Source organism: Flavobacterium ichthyis, from assembly GCF_009915155.1.
GTDB lineage: Bacteria > Bacteroidota > Bacteroidia > Flavobacteriales > Flavobacteriaceae > Flavobacterium > Flavobacterium ichthyis.
Genome location: NZ_JAABLM010000007.1, coordinates 169,832 through 192,353 on the forward strand (window position 1 = coordinate 169,832; position 22,522 = coordinate 192,353).

The following is a 22,522-nucleotide window of genomic DNA, read 5'->3' on the forward strand; positions in this document are numbered from 1 at the left end:
AAATTTTATTTTTTCGGAATGATGATTGAAACTGTGATTCCGGAAGATTGATTGTTTTTAATGCTAATTTTCCAGCGATGCAAATCGATAATTTTTTTGACGTAAAATAAACCCAGTCCAAAACCGCCTACTTCATTTCTTTTTGCACTTGAAACGCGATAGAATTTATCAAAAATAGCATTTATTTCTGAAGGTTCAATGCCAATTCCGTTGTCTTTGAAATCTATTTTTGTAGCAGTATTATCGTCAGACACCTTAATTTCAATTTCGGGATTTCCATCGTTATATTTTACAGAATTGTCGATAATATTGAAAATTACGTTCGAGAAGTGAAATTCATCGGCGTAAATTTGGAAATTATAATGAGGAATTTTCAAATCAATTTTAAGGTTTTCGTATTTGAGCAAAGCCGTTTCTTTCGCCAGATTTAAAACGTCAACCACGTTTATATGTGACTTTTGCAAGGTCATTAATTGCGAATCGCTTTTGGCAATATTGAGGATTTTTTCGATGTGCTGGTTGAGTTTATTGCTTTGTGCGATAATAATTTGCGTGTATTTTGACAACTTCGGGTTCTGGAGAATTTCGGGTTGTGTAGCGGTAAAATTCGAAGCAATTAAAATGGAGGAAATGGGCGTTTTAAACTCATGTGTCATGTTATTAATGAAATCCGATTGGAGTTCGGAGTATTTTTTTTGCTTTAGCAAAAGCACTACCGAATATACATAAATGATTAAAACGAGCAGCAGAATACCGCTGTAAACCCAATATTCTTTCAGCGAACCCATATAACTGTTTTGCAATTCGGGGAATCGTACGGCAAAATAATAGACCAAACCGTCTTTTTTGGTGAAACATTTTTCACATTTTCGCGGTTGTTCTTCGTCGTTTGAAACGTAATCTCCGTACAACATTTCGTCAGAACCACAATCGTAAATTGCAAATTCAAAATCAGTGTTGAGACGCACTTTTTTGAATTCGGTTTTGAGGTAATATTCTAAAACCGTGGCGTCGAAGACATCGTTGACATTGACAATATAATAATCGTCGGTAATTTTACGGATAGGATTTTCCAGTGGTGTTTCGGACTTGTTGTCACGGTGAATTTTTACCACAACATCCTGCAAGGCGTAATTTATTTTCTCACCAAATTCTTTTTTTTCAAATTGATAAGCCTGGGATAATGTTAGCAATTGCATGACCAAAACGCCGGCAATTGCGACCACGCCAATAAAAATGATGAGATTTAATTTATTGAATTTCAACTTTAAAATGATTATTTACGGTACGATATTAGGTTAAAAATTAAGGCAAAACAACCTATTAACATGTCATTAACAAGAGTTGCAATTTGGTTAACATTGTAGTGATGATTTGTTTTTACTTTTGTAATGCAGAATCATCTGAATTTAATTAAAATTAAAAATATGAATTTATGAAAACAGCAAAAACTACATTATTGGCTTTGGCAGGAGCTTTATTTTTAACAGCAGCTCCAACTTTTGCACAAAAAACTCCAGCTGCAACAGCTACAACTGCATCGGCAAAACCGTCGCAAGTAACTTGGACAGAGGAAAGTTATGACTTTGGTGAGATTGCGAAAAGCAAACCAGTTTCTCACGATTTTACTTTTAAAAATACTACAAAGCAAACTATTTTAATTACAAATGTAAAAGCTTCTTGTGGTTGTACTGCTACAAATTATACAAAAACTCCAATTAAACCAGGAGAAATGGCAAGTGTTACTGCTACTTATAATGCAGCCGCTCCAGGGAATTTTAATAAAACTGTTACGGTAACTACTAACGATTCTGAAACACCTAAAATCCTTTCTATCAAAGGGAAAGTGGTTGAGCCGCAATCGTAATTTTAGTTTTTGAATTTAGAAGAAGCTGTCTGAAAAGGCAGCTTTTTTTCGTTTAATGGTTTTGAAGTAATGTTATTAATCATTCGTTTGTTATCTTAATTAATTATTCAGTCGAAAATCAGTTATTACTTTGTAAATAAAAAACGCCTCTTTTTGAGAGGCGTTTTTGGTAGGAATCATTATTGCAATTATTTTTTCACAATTAAGAACCCACTTCTACGGTTTTGAGCGTGTTCTTCTTCAGTACAATTTTCTTTACAATCTACTTTAGGTTCGCTTTCGCCATAACCTTTACCAGTAATTCTGCTTGAAGCAATTCCTTTTGAAAGTACATATTGCACTGTTGCTTTGGCACGTCTGTCTGATAGGTTCATGTTGTAAGAATCGCTTCCTCTATTATCCGTATGTGCTTTTACCATAATCTCAAGATTGTTGTTGTTTTTCATCACTTGAACTAACTTGTCAAGCTCGAAAGCACCTTCTTGAGTGATATTACTTTTGTTAAATTCGAAGAAAATTTCTTTTAAAATAATTTCTTTTTCAGTAACAATTACATCAATTGGTTGAAGATCTGCAGAAATATTTACGATACCACCGTTTGTTTTTGCCACCGGAAAAGTATTGCTTTCAAATCCGTCTTTTGCCACTTGAAGGGAATATGCTTTGTTACAATCTACGTTGTAAACTACGGTTCCATCAGCTCCTGAAGTTCTGGTTTCAATTACGTTTTTCTTTTCATCTAAAATAGCAACACGAGCATCTGCAAGGATGGCACCGGTTTTTGCATTTTTAACAACCGTTACCACTTCTACTCCACAAACCGGAGTTGCCATGTAAATATTATCTACACCCGAGCGGTTACTTGAGAAGAACCCAATGTTTTTAGTAGTGTTGAATGTAAAGGCAAAATCGTCTTTAGAAGTATTTACGGGAGCTCCAACGTTAGTAGCTTCTCCATTTTTAGCTAAATCAATCATGAATACATCTAATGCTCCAAAGCCTTTTCTGCCGTCTGATGAGAAATATAATTTGTTGTCATCAGTAATGAAGGGGAAGCTTTCGTTTCCTGCTGTATTTACTTTAGAACCTAAATTTTCAGGTTTGCCGAAGCTGTCGCCATTTACCGAAACTTTCCAAATATCATTTCCACCAAGACCTCCTGGCATATTAGAAGAAAAATATAAAGTTTTTCCGTCTTTGCTTAAACTTGGGTTACTAACCGAATAGTCTTTGCTATTGAATGGTAAAGCTTGAACATTTGCCCATTTATCACCGTTTTTAGTGGCTTTAAAAAGGTAAACTTGACCGAATTTCAATTTCTTCGATTTGTCTTTTTCAAAATCTCCTTCTTTGAAACTTTCGCTGGCAAAAAACATGGTGTTACCATCGGCAGAAATTGTGGCAGGACCATCATGGTGCTTGGTATTAATTTCCGCAACTGGAGTGGCTTCGCTCAAAGTTCCGTTAGCGTTATAAGTTGATTTGTACAAATCTAAAAACGGTTCTTCATTCCAGCCATAGGTTTTTCTGGCTTTGTTTCTTGCTGATGCAAAATAAAGTGTGTTATCGTTTGCCAAAACTGCTCCAAAATCTGACTGATCACTATTGATTTCAACGGCTTTTTCATCAAATAATTTTGCCTGACTGCGAAGTTTAGGCAAATAATTAGGATCCTTATTGAATTCTACAGCACGAGAGTCAGATGGTGCTAAACTGGCAAATTTTTGCATTTGTTTGTTTGCCTCCTCATATTTACCTTCGGCTTTTAGCATTTGAGCATAACGGTAATAAGATTCGGCATCTTGCTGAGTTTCTACCGCTTTTGCATACCATTTTGCAGCTTCTTTTGTATTGAAAACATTGTAATAGCTTTCGGCTAATTGTTTATAAACGTAGCCGTCTGCTTTTCCTTTTTCTACTAGTTTTAAATATTCTGCGGAAGCGTCAACATATTCAAATCGATCAAAGAGTTTGTCGGCTTTTTCTGTATCGGTGTTTTGGGCCGAAAGAGTCATACTCGCGATCACAAAACTTAATGTTACATATATTTTTTTCATTGTCTTAGGTCGCTTTTATGTTAGAAATAACGAGGTGAACGTGAAACTTTTTTCGGGAAATTCAAATCGAAAAGTAAAATTACCTCGTGAGATGCCGGAGCTGCGATTTTAATATCTGAAGTGATATGATCGTATGCATAACCAATTCTTAAGTTGGGAGAAATGGCGTAGTTAACCATTCCACCAAATGAATCATCTAAGCGGTATGTTGCTCCAATTTCGAACTTTTCATTGAAAAGGAAATTGGTAGAAACGTCTAAAGATACAGGCGCTTCAAAAGCTGATTTTACCATAGCGAATGGCTTAAATTTGATGTTAGGGCTTAGGTCAAATACATATCCTCCAGTTAAGAAGAAGTGCTGGGTTTCTTCACCATAATAAATTTCTTCGCCATTTTGCCTAACATTAAGGTGCTTTGAATTAAGCATATTAGGCACCGAAAGTGCGATGTAATAGTTATTGGTATAATAGAAAAATCCTGCTCCAATATTAAGGTAAGTATTGTTAGAGTCTTGCGAGAATGCCTCGTCTGTTTGATCTGGTAATGATCCATTAATATCACTAAAAAGTCCGATTCTTTGGAAAGTCGCCCCAGCTTTAATTCCTAATGCTAAACGGTGTTCTCCTCCTAAATTAAGTGTATAAGAGAAATCTCCATAAACATTTTGTTCTTTAACTGGACCAATTTCGTCGGCGATAACTGAAAGACCTAAACCTACGTTTTTACCTGCCGGAGAGTGTCCTGAGAAAGTAAAAGTTCTTGGTGCATCTTCGATACCATCCCATTGCTGTCTGTATAATAGCCCGAAAGATAAATTTTCTTTAGAACCAGCATAAGCAGGGTTAATCACGTTCATATTATACATGTATTGTGTATAATGCGGGTCTTGTTGTGCAGTTGCATCTGCAAGAGCCGAAAGTGTTATCAGTGCTGTGAAAAATATTTTCTTCATTGTTTACTTTTTTTATATGAATCGCTGCTTGCCGAAACAAGCAGCGTTCAATATATCATTTAGTTTCTTTGTCTGTTGATTTGAATCCATCCAGTTCTTCCTTCTACTCCATCTCTTTCAATTATGTAGTAGTAAGTTCCGTCTGGCAATTCATTTCCATTATTTGACTGACCTTTCCACTCATTAGTATAATTGTTGAAACTGTAAACTTCTGTACCGTAACGGTTATATATTGTTAACTTTCTAACATTGAAACCAGTTAGGTCAAATGAATCATTTTTACCATCATTATTTGGAGAAATTCCTTTTTGAATAGTACAAAATGTTCCCGTCACCGTGAATGATTGGTTGCTTAAACAACCATTATCATCAACTGTTACAGTGAAATTCATTGGATAAACTGGTTGTCCAGACAAATTAGCAACGTATTCTGAAACATTAAATCTAGAGTCGGTCCCAACTTGATCACCTTGTGCATTTCTCCAGATATAATTATAGTTTCCTCCTTGTGGAGATGCAGTTAAGATGTAGTTGTTATTTTCACATAAATCTTCGACAGTAACTTCTATTCCATCTTGGATGGTGATGGTGAAGTTGCTTTCGCTTCTGTTACGACAAAGAGTTAAATCTTCTTGGATTGCATATACAATTTGATAAGTTCCTGGAGTGCTTCCGGCAATATTAATTTCTCCGGTTGTACCGTTGATTACCAATCCTGCTGGAGCAGAGAAGTTTCCGCCTGGTTCAAATGTTCCTTGTGGGAAAATTGAATTGGCACCTGAACAATAGGTATCATCCTCAAAACTAAATTGTGTTACCGGATCGATTCCCGCTGTAATAGTTACAGTTGCAGAACTATTTCCACCAGCTCTACATTCGGTATCATTTTGGTTCAAATTGTACTCGATTGTATAAGTTCCAGGTGTTGATTGTGCTAAATTGATTGTTCCTGTTGCAGCATCTATAACAATACCTGAATCAGCTGAACTCCAAGTTCCTCCTTCGGTAAATCCGGCAGTTTTAATTGGAGTCGGATTGGTAGCATTTTCACAAACTGTGTTGTATGTAAATCCTACAACTGCTGGCGTTAAATCATTGATTACAATTTGTGCATCTGTTTGACCTAATTGTCCACATCCAGAAGCTGGAATTTCGTAACGGATGATGTACGTTCCTGGAGCTGTGTTAGCCAAATCAATTTCTCCAGTTGCTCCATCAAGGGCAATTCCCGATCCAGAAACTACTGTATAACTTCCGCCAGTTACAAATCCGGTTACCGGAATTGGCATTGGGTTGGTTGAAGAGATACAAACTGGTGACGTATAGCTAAATCCTGTTGTAGGCACTCCAGAAGCGTTAATCACAATTTGTGTTGCGCTTTGTGAGTATGCCGTACAAGTTGTATCGTCAGACTGAATTGTATAATAAACCGTGTAAGTTCCTGGAATACTGGTTGCAAAATCAATACTTCCCGTATTTGAATCTAAACCTAGTCCGGTTTCTGGAGTTGCAGTAAATTGTCCTCCTGATAAGAAACCAGCATTTGGAATAATTGAAATTGGGCTTGGATCTGTTATACAATATTGAGGATTTTCGTAAGCGAATCCTGTAACAGGTATAATTGCTGGTAAGACTTCAAATTCAAAAGTATTGGTTTTATCATCTGTACAACCTGAAACTGTATTTGGTAATAAATAAGTTACGGTGTAAAGTCCAGCAGCTGCTCCATCTAATTCAATCGCACCTGTTGTAGCATCGATTGTTAATGTTGGTGATACTGAATAAGAACCTCCTGTAGTGAAACCTTCAGTTGGAATTGGCTCGATTATTCCAGAAGGACAATTTGGCGTTGGATACGTAAACCCTAATTCAATTTCGTTAATTGTTAACGTAAAGGTTAGTGTTTCTTGACAACCATTGTCTGCTAAAACAGTATAAGTTCCGGCTTGAGCATCCGCAGCATCGATGTTAAATACTGCTCCTGTCTGTGTTGACACAGTACCATCAGGTAATGTCCAAGTGAATGTGGTGGTTGACACATCGAATCCGTTTGTTGGCATTACCGTAATAGTAGTAGCATCACCTTCACAAATAGTAGTATTCCCGTCTAAAGTGAATTCAGGTGCTTGAGCGGAAAGTAGCAAATCAAATGTATCAGTGATGTAACAATCTGTCCCTACCTTTTCGATTCTAACGAATATTGGCGTGGTAACCGAGGTCGTATGGCTTGTAATTGCGCCACTTGTTCCATCAATAGCTTCTGCTTCCGTTAAATAATATTCAATAACATAATCTGCGGGAGTTACAGTACCATCTAGGATATTAGCATTGTTTTCTGTAAGATCAAATGTTGAATTTCCAACACATGCTGTTAAATCTTCAGGCTCTTGAGTATCGAATTCTTCGATATTAATCGTAATTTCTGATTTTCTCACAATTGCCGGAGCTCCACATTGTGGATACGTTGCTACGGCTTCCATCAATGTAACGTCTTCTGCACAAACATTGATATCTAAGTCGCTACTATAAAATTCGCCGTTTTTTCTCCATTCGAAAACAATATCTAGAGGGTCTCCAGCTGGGTTAAAACGCCAAGCTTCATTGGTTGTTGACCAGTTTCCGGTGTTACGGCCCGGAGGAGCAAACCCTACTGTTCCATTTGCATTTTGAATACCAACCGTAGCTGGTCCCCAAGCACAAGTTGCGTGATTACCGATATAAACATCAATAATGTTACTTCCTTCATATAGAACAATTTGACTGTTCTCTCTAATACTAGTACAGCTAAATCTTGCCACGTTGTAGAAATTTACAACAAATGCGCGACACGGAGCTGTACCTAAAACTTGGTAGTTAATTGACCAATCTCCCGTACTTCCTCCAGGATATAAATCTTGCATTACACCCATAATGGCATTAACATATGGAGGTCTAACAGCATTAGGATTGAATGGTATTGGTTGTGTATAGCTATAACCTGCTGGTCCAAGTGGTGTATATTGTCCTCCAGGAACAACACCTGCGATACTAAATGAAACAGCACCATTATCGGTAATTAATAATTTATTATATGTTTCACCAAAGAAACAGAAATTAAATGGCAGTGTAACGGTATCCGTCCAATCATCATCAGCTCCAATTTGGATTGGCGTTCCACCAGTAAATGGAAATGGTGGCATGTAAGGGATGCTTTCTACCGCGTAGGTATTGGTTTGATTAATTTGTAAGTATGAAGCAGATAAATCCACACAATTGTCATTTGGACAAACCGTAACTTCAGCTCCAACGTTTACATCTACACCTTCAATATCAACGCCAATACATCCAGGGGAATTGTAAAGTGTAAAACTATAAGGTCCTGACCAATAACTTACGTTGTCTGGCCCGCAAATTGCTCTCACATAAAATTCGTAAGGTTGTGCTGAAACCAATCCAGAAACGTTAGCTGTTGGGTTTGTATTTACAACGGTTCCGTTAATGTTACCAGGGTAAGTTCCTCCTGCTGGCTGAATAATGTACTGCCATTGAGTTTCGGCTCCTCCTGGAGTCCAAACTAAAACGGCAGTGGACGGAGAAGATTGTTGTGCACTTAGGTTTGTTGGGAAAGGACAAGTTAACGGCGTACAATATACAGGCATACTGTTGTACAATGTTGTATTTTGAACTCCCTGTCCTGCTGCTTTTGTAAAAATAGTTTCGTTAAACGAATTTTGAATTGTCAAACCTACTTGTGCAGCTTGTGCAGCAGTTCCAGCAACATTCCAAAAAACTTGAAATTGTACTCCTGGACACAATGCCACTGTTTGGTTTATTGAAGCGCCGTTTCCGGTTTTATTTAAAACTGCAACAATCTCACCATTTTGGATTACGTTCATTGTACTTCCCCAAGCATTGTTTCCAGTATCTTGAAGAATGAAAGTATAGTTACATTTGTCTGCTTCTTCACATAATAATGTTTTGAAAGGAATTGGTCCAACCCATTGACTTTGCTGGGTATCATTACAATGAGCTCTTACATAATATACATAATTAGTTCCGGGTTGAAGCGGTTGACCATTAAAATCTGTATTTACAGTAAGATCTGTATTTGTAGTAATTAGAGTTCCCGCATAATCAACTGGTGGAACAGGTCCTCCTGCTGGTTGTACATAAACTTGCCATTGAGTTTCTAAATATCCAGGTGTCCATGACAAGTCAGCTGAAGTGGAGGTTACGTTCTCAACAATCAAATCTACTGGATTAGGACAAGGTGGAATTGGTTCGAAAATTACCTCATCTATAAAAATTCTGGTAGAATTAGTTACTCCTTGTGGCAAGTGCCAACCAATGTGAACTAGTACTGAACCGTCATCATTTCCAAAGTTGTTTAGGTTAATAACTTTTTCCTGATAAGTTGTATTTGACCAAGTAGTTAAAGGCATCAAAGTTTCAGTAAAACTTACAGGGTCACTTCCAGCTGTGGAAAGTTTTATTTCAATATTATTGTTATTATTTCCTGTTGCTAAAACTTTATATTTAAATCTCAATCGGTAATTTGACAACAAGCGAAGTGCAGGTGTAATTAACCAATCATCGTTATTGACACCAGAATTAGGATTGATTGAGGCCACTTGATCACCTTCTGCAGGTGTTAAGTTGTAGTTCATATCCCAAGAATTGCTACCTAAAACACTTACTGTTGACCAACAAGGTTCGAAAACTGAAGTCGTATTAAATCCTTCTGTGTAAGGTACATTTACAGGGTTACAAGCTGTATAAAACAAAAATGGTCCAGACCAACTACTATTGTCTGTATCTGAACAATTTGCTCTCACGTAGAATTCGTATTGCGTTGCAGCTACCAATCCCGAAACGGTTCCGCCGTTAGCTAAATCTTGAGCGTTGGTAGGGTTTAATCCTGGAACTCCTGTTCCTGGTGCTTGAACCACTACATCCCAGTTCGTAGCACCACCTAAAGCAGGTTGTGTCCAAAATAAATTAGCGGTTGTGGTCGTTTGTCCTGAAGCTCCTAAATTTGTTGGAGCTCCACATGAAACAGCTGTTTTAAATCTAAAAGGACCAACCCAGTCACTTGCCCAATCGGGCCCACAATAAGTACGAATGTAGTAGACGTAAAAAGTATCACTTAATAATCCTGTTGCAGGATAAGGTCGTGTAGTGGTGATATCATAGGCAGTAGTTGGTGCATCATTTAATGGTGCAACCGCCACAGCTTCTCTTTCAATATAAATTTGCCATTGAGTAGTGGCTCCTGTCGGTGGAGGAAGCGATCCTGGAGTCCAAGTTAAATTAGCAGTGTTTGCAGTAATTGCAGTTGCTCCTAAATTTATTGGAGGCGGACACAAAGGTACGAGACAGTCCACCATTCTTGAATATAGTGGTGTATTAACATTTGGACTTCCAGTTCCTACAGGCTTGGTAAACAATAGTTGATTAAAACTATTTTGGATTGTTAAACCTATATTCGCAGAAGCGGTTCCTCCTTCAATCCAAAAAACTTCAAAAGGGATTCCATTACACAACGGCACTTGTACCGCAGAAGCATTTCCACTTGTAAATCCTGGACCTAATATCGCAACTGTAACACCATTCTGGCGAACATGCATTATTGCACCACTATATCCACCATTACCAGAAGGACGAGTTAATCTAAAAGTATAGTTACATTGCTCGACTGGATCACAGACTGGCGTGTTAAATAAAAATGGACCCGCCCAAGGTGAAAATGTGGTTCCTCCATCGGTACAAGGTACTCTTACCCAATACTGATAAGCAGTAGCAGCCATCAATGGTGTACCGTCGATGGTGTTCGTTACCACCAAATTATTATTAGATGTAACAGGAGTTCCAGCTCCTGAAGGAATCATGGCGCCTGCAGGTTGTACTGCAATTTCCCAACTTGTAGCGGTACTTCCCGCTGGATTGCTCCAGCTTAAAGTTGCAGATGTCATGGTAGCCGTTGCAGCCAAATTAGTGGGCTCATCACAAGTTACATATTGTATGTTTAAGGTGTAGCCTACGGTTTGATTAGCTGCCGCAGAAGAAATTACCACAATATATGTTTCGCCAGCCGTCACTGCCAATGCGGGAATCGTTCTTACAGTCGCACCCGTATTTGCAACTCCAGCAATGCAACTTACACCAACATTCGCACAACTATTATAAACAAATAACGAAGAATTTGGAGCGGTTGGTGTCATTCTTATTCTTACCTCTCCTGTCTCAGGAGCGGTAAATGTGTAAAAAACTTCGTTACCAGCCATATAATTGGTGCCTGCAGGTGTAGCTCCACAAGAAGTTCCTTGAGACACATCAGTTCTATCATTTGAGTTTGAAGTATTATCTGTAGCTTGATACGGCAATTGTGGAATTACAATAGGCTCAGTACACGTTTCACCCAGTGATGCAGTTGTAAAAAAGTATGGAAGCGTCCAATCACTTTTATTAGTTTCTGAACAAACTGCTCGTACATAATACTTATAGTTCGTATCAGGATTGAGTGTAATTGCTGGACTATAGAGCGATGTATCAAATGGCATTGCCCCTGAATAAGTATATAAATTTCCAGCTGCAATACCTTGCTCCAAAGTTAAAGTTTCAGGTACGATAACAATTTCCCAACTAGTCGCCCCTCCGGCAGGAGTTACCCATGTTAGTTGAGCAGAAGTCATATTAATTACAGGTGCTGCAAGTCCTGTTGGCATCTCACATTTTTGAGACACTCTCACATCATCAATAAGCCAACCTACGTCAGCATCACTTCCTATTCCTGGCTGAGTATATACCCTTACAAACGCGATATAAACTTGCTCATTTTGGTTATAGCCCAAAGCTCGGAGATCAACAGTATGTTCGTCCCACTTTGGAGATCCATCTCCATTAAATGGCCCTTCAGGATTTAAAGAAAGTTCATCCCATTGAGCCGCTTGTTGATAAATAGCTGGATTATTTTGTGCTCCCGCAGAAACTCTTGCCACCATAAGGCGATAAATTGTTCCTTGATCCCCGTCGGTTCTTTGGCGGGTTACAAATTGCAGTTGAGCATTTGCTGGCAAAGTGACTGCCGAAGTAGCCAACCAGTCTTGGGAAGTATTTCCCTGCCCAATTTGGTAACGTTCAGAAAACGCAGAATTTGGCGTGGAAAATGAAAGAGCCGCATTGGGTAAAATCCTCCATAACCTTGGTGCCGTCCCCTGACCATTATTGAAAGCTACCCAGCCTGTTGGCAAACTTGTCCCTCCGTCAAAGTTCTCTGTGAGCTGACTAAAGCCCACAAAGCTCATGAAAAAGGTTAAAAGTAATAAGGTAATTTTTTTCATAAAATGAAAAGTTTAGGTTGTTTATAATAAATTGATAAGAATTTAAGAACTTCAAATTTAACTATTTTTAAGAAAGTCGTAACAAAAAAATAATATTTAACTAAATTGTTTTGTGATTTTATGTTAGAATTCATTCTAGCATTTCACTCTTCGCAAGTTTTCGTTAGCTTTGTAAATAAATATGAATTATGCTAGAAAAAGAAAATATAAACTTTGAAAAGACTGTTGTTGTGGGAATTATAACTCAACAACAAGATGAAAATAAACTTACTGAATACCTTGATGAGCTTGAATTTTTGACTTTTACTGCTGGTGGTGAGGTAATAAAACGTTTTTCACAAAAATTAGACAAACCTAATCCTAAAACTTTTTTAGGAACTGGCAAAATGGATGAAATTCACACATTTGTAAAAGAAAATGGAATCAGTACTGTTATTTTTGATGATGAACTGTCTCCTTCTCAACAAAAAAATATTTCAAAATTGTTAGATTGCAAAGTCCTCGACAGGACCAATCTTATTTTAGACATTTTTGCACAAAGAGCCGAAACTTCTTACGCCAGAACACAGGTGGAATTAGCGCAATGCCAATATTTATTACCGAGACTTTCCGGTATGTGGACACACCTTGAAAGACAAAAAGGAGGTATTGGATTACGTGGTCCCGGTGAAACAGAAATTGAAACCGACCGTCGAATTGTTCGTGACCGAATTTCTTTGCTCAAAGAAAAAATCAGAACGATTGACAAACAAATGGCGCAACAACGAAGCAATCGGGGTGCGATGGTTCGGGTGGCGCTTGTGGGATATACTAATGTGGGGAAATCTACTTTGATGAATGTAATTTCTAAAAGTGAGGTTTTTGTAGAAAATAAGTTATTTGCAACACTTGACACTACCGTTAGAAAAGTGGTGATTAAAAATTTACCTTTTTTACTTTCGGATACAGTGGGATTTATTAGAAAATTACCCACGCAGTTGGTGGAATCTTTTAAAAGTACGCTTGACGAAGTTAGAGAAGCAGATTTATTATTACACGTAGTGGATATTTCGCATCCGGATTTTGAAGATCACATCGAGTCTGTGAATCAAATTTTAGCTGATATTAAAAGTGCGGACAAACCTATTATTATGGTTTTTAACAAAATTGATGCTTACAAACATTTGACGATTGATGAAGATGATCTTATTACCGAAAAAACCCGTAAACATTACACTTTAGAAGAATGGAAAGCCACTTGGATGTCGAAACACGGAGAAGACAAAGCGTTATTTATTTCGGCGACAAATAAGGAAAATTTTGAGGAATTTAGGGAAAAGGTTTATGATGCAGTTAGGGAGATTCATGTGACGCGTTTTCCGTATAACAAATTTTTGTATCCGGATTATAAGGATGCTCCGGAGGAAATGGAATAGTGCTTTTTAGTAGAACTTGCGACAGGGATTGCAGCGGAAAGCTTTTTAATTTTTTTCCTTACAAGCGCACCAGCGAGGAAGCGACCAGCGGAAGCTCCCGTAGCGGTAGCGATTGCTGGAAAAAAATTAAAAACTTGTAGCGGAAAGCCCGGCTGTTCGCCAAAAAAATAAAAAAACCTTTCATTGATTTGAAAGGTTTTGTTGTTTTAGAATCCGTAGTTGGCGCCAACTCCAAATACTTGCCTGATTTGAAATCCTCGGAAAGCGTTATCGTCGTAAACTGCTTGAAAAGAAAGGTTTGTAGTTAAGTATTTGTTGATTTTTAGCACGATGTTAAGCTGGTAATCTAGATCTACGTTTTGTAGATCTTCGAGGTAATTGCTGTAAAGATTGAGGATATTTTCGAAAGTTACGTTGGCCATGGCGTCAAATTTATAGTAGGCTGAGGTGTTGAAACCAAGCTCGTATCGAATGCTTTGACCTTCTTTTACGCCAAAATACGCTTCATTTGGCAATGTGAAATTTTTGTCAACAAACGTGATTTTAGAGGTTGCGGGTGCGATATTTACTTTAAAATTATCATCGCGTTTGTACAAAATTCCGGGTCCAAATGATAAATAAGCTGGCGAAAGAAAATTGGTATATTCGTCTCGGATTTCGGCGCCATTTTCATCTTTTGCGTAATTGTATCCTTTGGTAAATTGTGTCCTAAAATTTAAAAATGCTGAGTAATACCAGCGGCTCTCAGGTTTAAATTTTTGCCCAAGCAAAGAGTTGAGTTCGAGTCTGTCGTCCGTTTTTTTGGCAAAAGAACTCGTTCTGGTTTTCACGAGTCCGTAGGATGCGATGACTTTATTGTCCCAAGTGAGATCGTTTTTTTTGTAGTTAAAATCATAGTTAACGCCAAGGGTTCCCGAAATATTGTTTTCTCCTCCGGGAAGCCAATTGTCAAAGGTAGATTGGTTGAAAAGAAACGAGATGTTGCCGCCTTTCTTCCAAGGACTGATGGTGTCGTTTGCAGTTGTGTTGTCTTGTGCTTGTGCCGAAATGATGGCGAAAAAAGTGAGTATTGTAAGGATAATTTTTTTCATATTTAATTTACGCTTTTGGGAGGTTTATATTTATTTTTTTGGCTTTTTAAATAATGGAACTGCGGAACATGCTTCGCCAAACATAATACTTTTAGCAATGGGTTGCAACTTTTGAGCGGCTAAAACGTAAGCGGCTTCGGGAACAGGTTTTTTAGAACAACCTTTGATAATCACTGGTTTATCACGATAGGTTTCGTAATCAAGGTTCGCCAAAATTTCTTCATATAAAGAAACATTAATGTCGTCTTTTCTACCTATTACAATTTTTTTTGAAACTGGAGTTAAATAGATGGTCACCAACATCGATGCCCAAGCGGGAATGATTGCATCGGTACTGCAAAAAACCGAAACGTAAGCGTCTTGGTATTGTTGCCAATCGTGGTTTTTTAAGGCTTCGCGAAAATCTTTTTCCCGGAGTAAAAATCCTTCGAAAAGCCATTGGGCAATATCCACTTCCATGCGAAAACCTTTTGGGTAATAATCCTCCAAATCAAAAATTTCAAGTGAACTATTGGCCACTTTGTTGATAATTTCGTCTTCCATATCGGATTTGTGATTTAGGATTTAAGATATATGATTTGTAATTTTTTAAACCGCAAAGAGGCAAAGTCTTCGCAAGGTTCGCAAGGGTTTTACTTCTCTCTCCAAACTTCTTCCTCCAAAACTCCCAACGCTTAAAGCATTCCAAGTTCGAGTTTTGCTTCTTCGCTCATGAGGTCTTTGGTCCAGGGCGGATCGAAAGTAATCTCTACTTCGGTGGCTTTTACGTTGTCAATTTTATTGATTTTTTCTTCCACTTCCAGCGGCAAACTTTCGGCTACGGGGCAATTTGGCGAGGTTAAAGTCATCAGTATTTTAACTTCGTAATCCGTATTCACCATCACATCGTAAATTAATCCGAGTTCGTAAATGTCAACCGGAATTTCCGGATCGTAAATGGTTTTAAGTACTTTTACGATTTCTTCTCCTAATAGGTTAGTGTCTATTTCTTGTTGCATGATTTATTTTTTCAAAATTTTAAATACCAAGGGAATTTTACCATATAAGGCATATAAGATTATTTGAGGATAAGCTAAATCAATAATTACCTCTTCGCCTGATACGCCAAAGCATACATCTTAATTTGTTTAATCATCGAAACCAAACCATTGGCTCGCGTAGGTGAAAGATGGTCTTTCAGTCCAATTTCGTCAATAAATTCCGTATCGGCTTCTAGAATGGCTTCTGCCGTTTGGTTTGAAAACGCCCTGATTAAAATGGCAATGATGCCTTTGGTCAAAATTGCATCACTATCGGCGGTAAAAATAATTTTATCATTTTGTTCTTCTCCATGAAGCCACACTTTAGATTGACAGCCTTTTATAATATTTTCTTCCGTTTTAAATTTTTCGTCAATAAGCGGAAGTGTTTTGCCTAAATCAATCACATATTGATACCTTTCGTCCCAACTTTCGGGGTCAAACATGCCAAACTCGTCCACTATTTCGTTTTGAATTTCTTTAATCGTCATTATTTTTATTTTGAATTTGCGAAACTTTCAATACCTCATTTACCAGTTTTTCAATTTCCTTGGGAGGATTTCCATGATCAAAAACAGGCACTTGGTACGTTTCGTTTTTATAGATTACTTTAAAAGTTGCCATCATGGCACCATCATAAAAACGTTTTTCTGAAGGTGCTTTCAGGTTGTTGAGCTTTGCGACATTAACATCTGACAATTTTTTCAAAACCGAATTCCAATTTTTTTTAGGCAAATCTTTGAGTTCGGCAACCTGATTTCTTCCTTTAATATTAAAAACCGTGTCTTGCTTGACCAAAGTTTTAAAATAATTTCCTCTGGTAGAAGCCTCGTATTCAAACGAAATATTTTCACTTTCCTTTTGTAGTTCCGAAGAGTTACAGCCTTTTGTCATCATCAATACTAAGAAAATTGCAGTAATAATTTTCATGTGCTTTTTTATTATCGAAGATACAAATTTTAAGCCAACATGGATTTTGCTTTATGCAAAGCCACAATCAATGCGTCAATTTCTTCTTTGGTATTGTAAAAAGAAAATGACGCCCGAATGGTTCCCGGAATATCAAAAAATTGCATCACGGGTTGAGCACAATGATGTCCGGTTCTTACGGCAATACCCATATTATCAACAATGGAACCCACATCATACGGGTGCAAACCTTCGATGTTAAACGAAATTACAGAAGTTTTTTTGTCTAACATTTTCGGACCATAAATTTTTAAACCGTCAATCTCGAGTAACTTTGCCGTAGCATATTGTAACAATTCGTGTTCATATTGCTGAATGTTTTCAAAACCAATTTCGTTTAAAAAATCAATGGCTTTGCCTAAAACAATTCCTCCAGAAATATTGGGCGTTCCCGCTTCAAATTTATGCGGAATTTCGGCATAAGTTGTTTTTTCAAAAGTCACTTCTTTAATCATTTCGCCACCACCTTGATACGGCGGCAACTGGTTCAGCCATTTTTCTTTGCCATACAAAATCCCGGTCCCCGTTGGTCCGCATATTTTATGTCCTGAAAAAATATAAAAATCGCAATCTAATTTTTGAACGTCAACTTTAATATGTGGTGCAGATTGTGCCGCATCAATTAAAACTGCCGCGCCAACTTGATGCGCTTTTTCAATTATTTTTTCGATAGGATTAATGGTTCCAATGGCATTTGAGATGTAATTTACCGCTACAATCTTGGTTTTTTCCGAAAGTAATTTTTCATATTCTTCTAAAAGTAATTCGGCATTTTCATCCATCGGAATTACCTTCAACTTGGCTCCGGTTTTTTCGCAAAGCATTTGCCAAGGCACAATATTACTGTGATGTTCCAAGGCAGAAATTATTACTTCATCATCGTTTTTTAAAAGCGAACCAAAACCATTTGCCACCAAATTAATTCCGGCGGTTGTTCCAGCAGTAAAAATAATTTCAAAATTGTGCTTTGCATTCAGGTGTTGCTGGATTTTTAACCGTGATTGTTCGTAAGCATCTGTAGCCAATTGACTTAATTTATGAACACCCCTGTGAATGTTAGCATTAATTTCCTCATAATAATTAGCAATGGCATCAATCACCACTTTGGGTTTTTGGGAAGTGGCCGCGTTATCAAAATAAACCAAAGGTTTGCCATTGACTTTTTGCGTTAAGATGGGAAATTGTGATCGAACTTTATTTATATCCAGCATTTTAATTTTCTTTTCAAAGTGCAAATTTACGCCGTATTTTTTTAATCGAATAAGATTTAAGAATAGATTTGGTTATGCTGTATTTGATATTCTTTTTTGAAAATTAAAAAAAATAGCCTCCGAAATTTTTTCGTAAGTTTGTTTCATTACCAATACTACCAAACTATGTTCAAAAAAATTGCCACGGGAAGCTGTCTTTTTTTCTTCTCAATTGCTGTTTTGGCACAAGAAAAAAAACAATCCCCTGTTTATCTAGACACTTCAAAACCTATCGAGCAACGGGTGGATGATGCGCTTTCGCGAATGACTTTGCAGGAAAAAATTGCCATGCTTCATGCACAATCTAAGTTTAGTTCTCCCGGAGTTCCACGATTGGGAATCCCGGAATTTTGGACAACTGATGGACCTCATGGCGTTCGCGCAGAAGTAAAATGGGACGAATGGGATCAAGCCGGCTGGACAAATGATTCCATTATTGCGTTTCCGGCATTGACGGCTTTAGCATCAACCTGGAATAAAGAAATGTCGTGGAATTATGGTAAAGCTTTAGGCGAAGAAGCCCGTTATCGCGAAAAAGATATTTTATTAGGACCTGGAGTAAACATTTATCGAACACCTTTAAACGGAAGAAATTTTGAATATATGGGTGAAGATCCGTTTTTAACTTCAAAAATGGTCGTGCCATATATTAAAGGTGTACAATCAAATGGCGTGGCGACTTCTGTAAAACATTTTGCTTTAAATAATCAGGAAATGTTTCGTCACACGAGTAACGTGATTGTGAGCGATCGTGCATTGTACGAAATTTATTTGCCTCCATTTAAAGCTGCTGTAACCGAAGGTGATTCTTGGACAATTATGGGAGCTTACGATTTGTATAAAAATCAATGGGCAAGCCAAAATAAATATTTGTTAAACGATATTTTAAAAGGTGAATGGAATTATAAAGGTGTGGTAATTTCTGATTGGGGTGCTGTAAATAATACTGATCATGCTGTAAAACATGGTCTTGATTTAGAATTCGGAACCTGGACAGATGGACTTTCCGGCGGAAGCAAAAATGCTTACGATAATTATTTTTTGGCACAACCTTATCTAAAAGGTATTCAGGAAGGAAAATATTCCACTGAAGAATTAGACGACAAAGTAAAAAGATTGCTTCGTTTGGCATTTCTTACTTCTATGAACCAAAATAAACCTTACGGAAATGTTGGTTCTGAAGAACATCGAGCGATGGCAAAAAAAATTGGCGAAGAAGGAATTGTGTTGCTTAAAAATGATGGCCAAATCCTTCCGATTGATATTTCTAAAACGAAAAAAATTGCGGTTATTGGCGAAAATGCCATTAAAATGATGACTGTTGGTGGCGGTTCTTCTTCGTTAAAAGCCAAATATGAAACCTTGCCTTTGGACGGTATCAAAAATAAATTTGGAACAAATACCGAAGTGGTTTTTGCGAGAGGTTATGTAGGTGATCCAACTGGTGAATATAACGGTGTAAAATCTGGACAAAATTTAGAAGAAAAAAGAAGCGCTGACGAACTTTTAAAAGAAGCTGTTGCTTTGGCAAAAAATTCCGACCATGTGATTTTTGTGGGCGGATTGAACAAAAGCGATTTTCAGGATGCTGAAGGAAACGACCGCAAAAGTTATGGTTTGCCTTACAACCAAGACCAAATAATTAGCGCTTTGGCGAAAGCGAACAAAAATTTTACTGTAGTTTTAGTATCCGGAAATGCAGTTGCCATGCCGTGGATTAAAGAAGTACCATCGATAGTTCAGGCTTGGTATTTAGGTTCTGAAGCAGGAAATTCTTTGGCATCAGTGCTTTCGGGTGAAGCCAATCCTTCCGGAAAATTGCCATTTACTTTTCCTGTAAAATTAGAAGATAATTCGGCTCATCAATTAGGAGAATATCCCGGAAATAAAGCAGAATTAGCCGCTGGAAAAGGCAAAGACGCTAAAAATGTCATCAACATTCAATACAATGAAGGAATTTTTGTAGGATACCGTTGGCATGATACCAAAAAAATAAAACCGTTGTTTAGTTTTGGGCACGGATTGAGTTACACTACTTTTGAAATTGGAAATGTAAAAGCAGACAAAAAAACCATTAGTGAAAATGACAAAATTACCTTCACAATTTCGGTTAAAAATACCGGAAAAAGAAAAGGTTCAGAAGTTATTCAATTGTATATCAGCGATTTAAAATCTTCGGTGGAAAGACCAGCAAAAGAGTTAAAAGGTTTTGAAAAAGTGGAACTGAATCCGGGAGAACAAAAGGATGTTTCCCTCACAATCGATAAAACCGCATTGAGTTATTTTGACGAGAAAAAACACGATTGGATTGCCGAACCCGGCGAATTTGAAGCCCTAATTGGAAATGGTTCTGATGCGATAAAAACCAAAATAAAATTTACTTTAAAATAGAAATTGAAAAACTCTGGAGAATACTTCGGAGTTTTTTTTTTTGCCGTCTTTTTCAAATTTGTCAAAAATATTAACCTCTTTTTATTTTTGATTAATCTAAATAAGTTTTATTTTTGCCGTTATTTAGATTTAATTAAAATAACTGTCCCGCAAAAATGAAAAAAATAGCCCTTGTATTGGTAGTCGTATCTTCTGCCGTTTTATTTTCTTGCAAAGAAGAAAAAAAAGTAGAAACAATTGAAATTGAAAGCCAGCAAACCACTGAAACTCAAAAAATCGTGTCTTTAAACGGTGCCGTTACAGAAATTGTTGCAGCATTAGGTCACGAAAAAGAAATTGTAGGAGTTGATGTTACCTCAACTTTTCCAGAATCAGTAAAAAATACTGCCAAAGATTTAGGTCACGTTAGAAGTCTTTCGATTGAAAATATTGTGGCACTTCAACCCACAATGATTTTGGCTACAGAAAAAGATTTAAGCCCTGAATTAGCAGAAAAAATCAAAAATGCGGGAATACAATCATCTATATTTAAACAAGATTTCTCGGTTGAAGGCACAAAAAAATTGGTAGCAGAAGTTGCAGGAGTTTTGAAACACGAAAATTTTAAATCAATCACTGAAAAAATTGATGCCGATTTACAGAAAATACAGCCAATTGAAAAAGCACCAAAAATATTATTTATTTACGCTCGTGGAGCTGGAACACTAATGGTTGCCGGCAAAAATACGCCGGTTGAAAAAGCAATAGCTATCGCTGGAGGTCAAAATGCAATTACTGAATTTGAAGATTTTAAACCGCTAACACCTGAATCATTAATTAAAGGAAATCCGGATGTCATTTTAATGTTCACTTCTGGCTTGGAAAGCGTTGGAGGCGTTGATGGTTTGCTAAAAATTCAAGGAATTGCGCAAACTAACGCCGGAAAAAATAAAAAAATAATTGCCATGGATGGTGCTCTACTTTCTGGTTTTGGACCTCGTGTGGGTGAAGCCGCAGCCGAATTAAACGCTGCATTAATCAAAGAAACTAAATAATTTCTCCAATACTAATCTGCAAGGTTTTACAAATCTTGCAGGTTTATTTTTAATGATTACAAGACCTCTTAGTCTTGTTTAAACTTACTAAGCCCTGAACCTTGTTTGGGAATTATAAAAAATGCAGAACAAGTTACCGTTATACATTTTCCTTAGCCTGATTTTACTGATTTTACTTTCGGTCATTTCGCTATACATGGGTGTTTACGAGTTTGAAAAACATTCGTTCTCCGAAATTTTTTCTGCCATAATCAACAATGACAACAGCATATCGGCATCCGATAAATTTGTATTAATGGATTTGCGCTTGCCGCGAATTGTAATGGCTATTTTAATTGGAAGTGCTTTGGCGGTTTCCGGAACTTGCCTTCAAGGGATGTTTAAAAATCCATTGGCATCACCAGATTTAATAGGTATAACCATGGGAGCTTCGCTTTTTGCCGCCTTAACCATTGTTTTAGGAAGCTACATCAAACCCTATATTCCCGAAGTTTTTCATTTTTCGATACTAAGTATTGCTGCGTTTTTAGGCGCTTTAATTACCATGACCATTGTCTATAAAATTTCTACCACTAACGGAAAAACCAACGTGATTGTGATGCTACTTTCGGGCGTGGCAATTACGGCAATGGCTGGAGCTACTACTGGATTTTTAATTTATCTTTCAAAAGAAGAGCAACTTCGAGATTTGACATTTTGGAATTTAGGAAGTTTGGGTGGTGCAAGTTGGACTAAAAATTTAATTCTGGCCGTTGTTGTTCTAATTGCCTATTCGTTTTTAATTACCAAAGGAAAAGCTCTTAACGCCATGATGCTTGGCGAACGTGATGCGGGACATTTAGGAATTCCAGTAGAAAATATCAAGAAGAAAATTGTAGTACTCACAGCACTTTTAGTAGGAACTTCTGTAGCATTTGCCGGAACAATCGGCTTTGTGGGCTTGATTGTACCCTATATCTTGAGGTTAATTTTTAAATCGAATTATCATCTCATTTTGCCAATGTCGGCAATTTTTGGCAGTATTTTGCTTTTATCCGCTGACACGATTAGCCGAACCATTGCCGAACCATCAGAAATTCCAATCGGAATCTTGACCGCTTTTATGGGTGCTCCTATTTTTATTATCATTTTGATCAAAAGTAAAAAATCAATGTAAT

At 37.3% G+C, this 22,522-nt stretch carries 15 protein-coding genes; 5 read left to right on the forward strand and 10 right to left on the reverse strand.

All coding sequences use genetic code 11. The features are described 5' to 3' along the window. Positions 1-5: 5 nt before the first annotated feature. Complete coding sequence (locus GV828_RS07515; protein WP_166536868.1) at positions 6-1,265, reverse strand: sensor histidine kinase; 1,260 nt, start codon at positions 1,263-1,265, stop codon at positions 6-8. 170 nt (positions 1,266-1,435) lie between these two features. On the opposite strand from GV828_RS07515, the gene GV828_RS07520 reads away from it, so the two are divergent. After that, a complete protein-coding gene (locus GV828_RS07520) occupies positions 1,436-1,867 on the forward strand; it encodes a DUF1573 domain-containing protein (protein WP_166536869.1) in 432 nt (143 codons plus the stop codon). 188 nt (positions 1,868-2,055) lie between these two features. On the opposite strand, the gene GV828_RS07525 is transcribed toward GV828_RS07520, so the two are convergent. Genes GV828_RS07525 through GV828_RS07535 form a run of 3 tightly spaced genes read right to left on the reverse strand, consistent with a single transcriptional unit; the run spans position 2,056 to position 12,196 of the window. Then, a complete protein-coding gene (locus GV828_RS07525) occupies positions 2,056-3,924 on the reverse strand; it encodes an OmpA family protein (protein WP_166536870.1) in 1,869 nt (622 codons plus the stop codon). A 20-nt stretch (positions 3,925-3,944) separates the two neighbouring features. After that, entirely contained in the window at positions 3,945-4,877 is a 933-nt protein-coding gene (locus tag GV828_RS07530) for a PorP/SprF family type IX secretion system membrane protein (RefSeq protein ID WP_166536871.1), read from the reverse strand. Between the two features lie 59 nt (positions 4,878-4,936). Further along, a complete protein-coding gene (locus GV828_RS07535; RefSeq protein WP_166536872.1) occupies positions 4,937-12,196 on the reverse strand; it encodes a fibronectin type III domain-containing protein in 7,260 nt (2,419 codons plus the stop codon). A 188-nt stretch (positions 12,197-12,384) separates the two neighbouring features. Here GV828_RS07535 and hflX point away from each other — a divergent pair, with 188 nt between their 5' ends. Further along, entirely contained in the window at positions 12,385-13,611 is a 1,227-nt protein-coding gene (gene hflX / locus GV828_RS07540) for a GTPase HflX (RefSeq protein WP_166536873.1), read from the forward strand. Between the two features lie 206 nt (positions 13,612-13,817). On the opposite strand, the gene GV828_RS07545 is transcribed toward hflX, so the two are convergent. From GV828_RS07545 to GV828_RS07570, 6 genes are all read right to left on the reverse strand, one after another. Further along, positions 13,818-14,702: a DUF3078 domain-containing protein gene (locus tag GV828_RS07545; RefSeq protein WP_166536874.1), complete on the reverse strand. Its 885-nt coding sequence runs from the start codon at positions 14,700-14,702 to the stop codon at positions 13,818-13,820. A gap of 30 nt (positions 14,703-14,732) precedes the next feature. Next, a complete protein-coding gene (locus GV828_RS07550) occupies positions 14,733-15,245 on the reverse strand; it encodes a DUF2480 family protein (RefSeq protein WP_166536875.1) in 513 nt (170 codons plus the stop codon). A gap of 131 nt (positions 15,246-15,376) precedes the next feature. Then, positions 15,377-15,700, reverse strand: coding sequence for an iron-sulfur cluster assembly protein (locus GV828_RS07555; RefSeq protein ID WP_166536876.1), 324 nt, complete (start codon positions 15,698-15,700; stop codon positions 15,377-15,379). 86 nt (positions 15,701-15,786) lie between these two features. Then, on the reverse strand, positions 15,787-16,212 hold the full coding sequence (locus GV828_RS07560; RefSeq protein ID WP_166536877.1) for a SufE family protein: 426 nt from the start codon (positions 16,210-16,212) through the stop codon (positions 15,787-15,789). Next, entirely contained in the window at positions 16,202-16,651 is a 450-nt protein-coding gene (locus GV828_RS07565) for a hypothetical protein (protein ID WP_166536878.1), read from the reverse strand. Before GV828_RS07565 ends, GV828_RS07560 begins: the two co-directional genes overlap by 11 nt. 29 nt (positions 16,652-16,680) lie before the next feature. Continuing rightward, the gene (locus GV828_RS07570; RefSeq protein WP_166536879.1) at positions 16,681-17,901 is read right to left on the reverse strand and encodes an aminotransferase class V-fold PLP-dependent enzyme; all 1,221 of its coding nucleotides are present in this window, start codon (positions 17,899-17,901) and stop codon (positions 16,681-16,683) included. A gap of 165 nt (positions 17,902-18,066) precedes the next feature. Between GV828_RS07570 and GV828_RS07575 the strand changes: the two genes are divergently transcribed. From GV828_RS07575 to GV828_RS07585, 3 genes are all read left to right on the forward strand, one after another. Continuing rightward, positions 18,067-20,331: a glycoside hydrolase family 3 C-terminal domain-containing protein gene (locus tag GV828_RS07575; RefSeq protein WP_166536880.1), complete on the forward strand. Its 2,265-nt coding sequence runs from the start codon at positions 18,067-18,069 to the stop codon at positions 20,329-20,331. 155 nt (positions 20,332-20,486) lie between these two features. Beyond that, positions 20,487-21,365 (forward strand): heme/hemin ABC transporter substrate-binding protein, encoded by an 879-nt coding sequence (locus GV828_RS07580; protein WP_166536881.1) that lies wholly within the window; start codon positions 20,487-20,489, stop codon positions 21,363-21,365. Between the two features lie 121 nt (positions 21,366-21,486). Beyond that, positions 21,487-22,521 carry a FecCD family ABC transporter permease gene (locus tag GV828_RS07585; protein WP_166536882.1) on the forward strand — a complete coding sequence of 345 codons (1,035 nt, stop codon included), beginning with the start codon at positions 21,487-21,489 and terminating at the stop codon, positions 22,519-22,521. The last annotated feature ends 1 nt before the right edge of the window (position 22,522 follow it).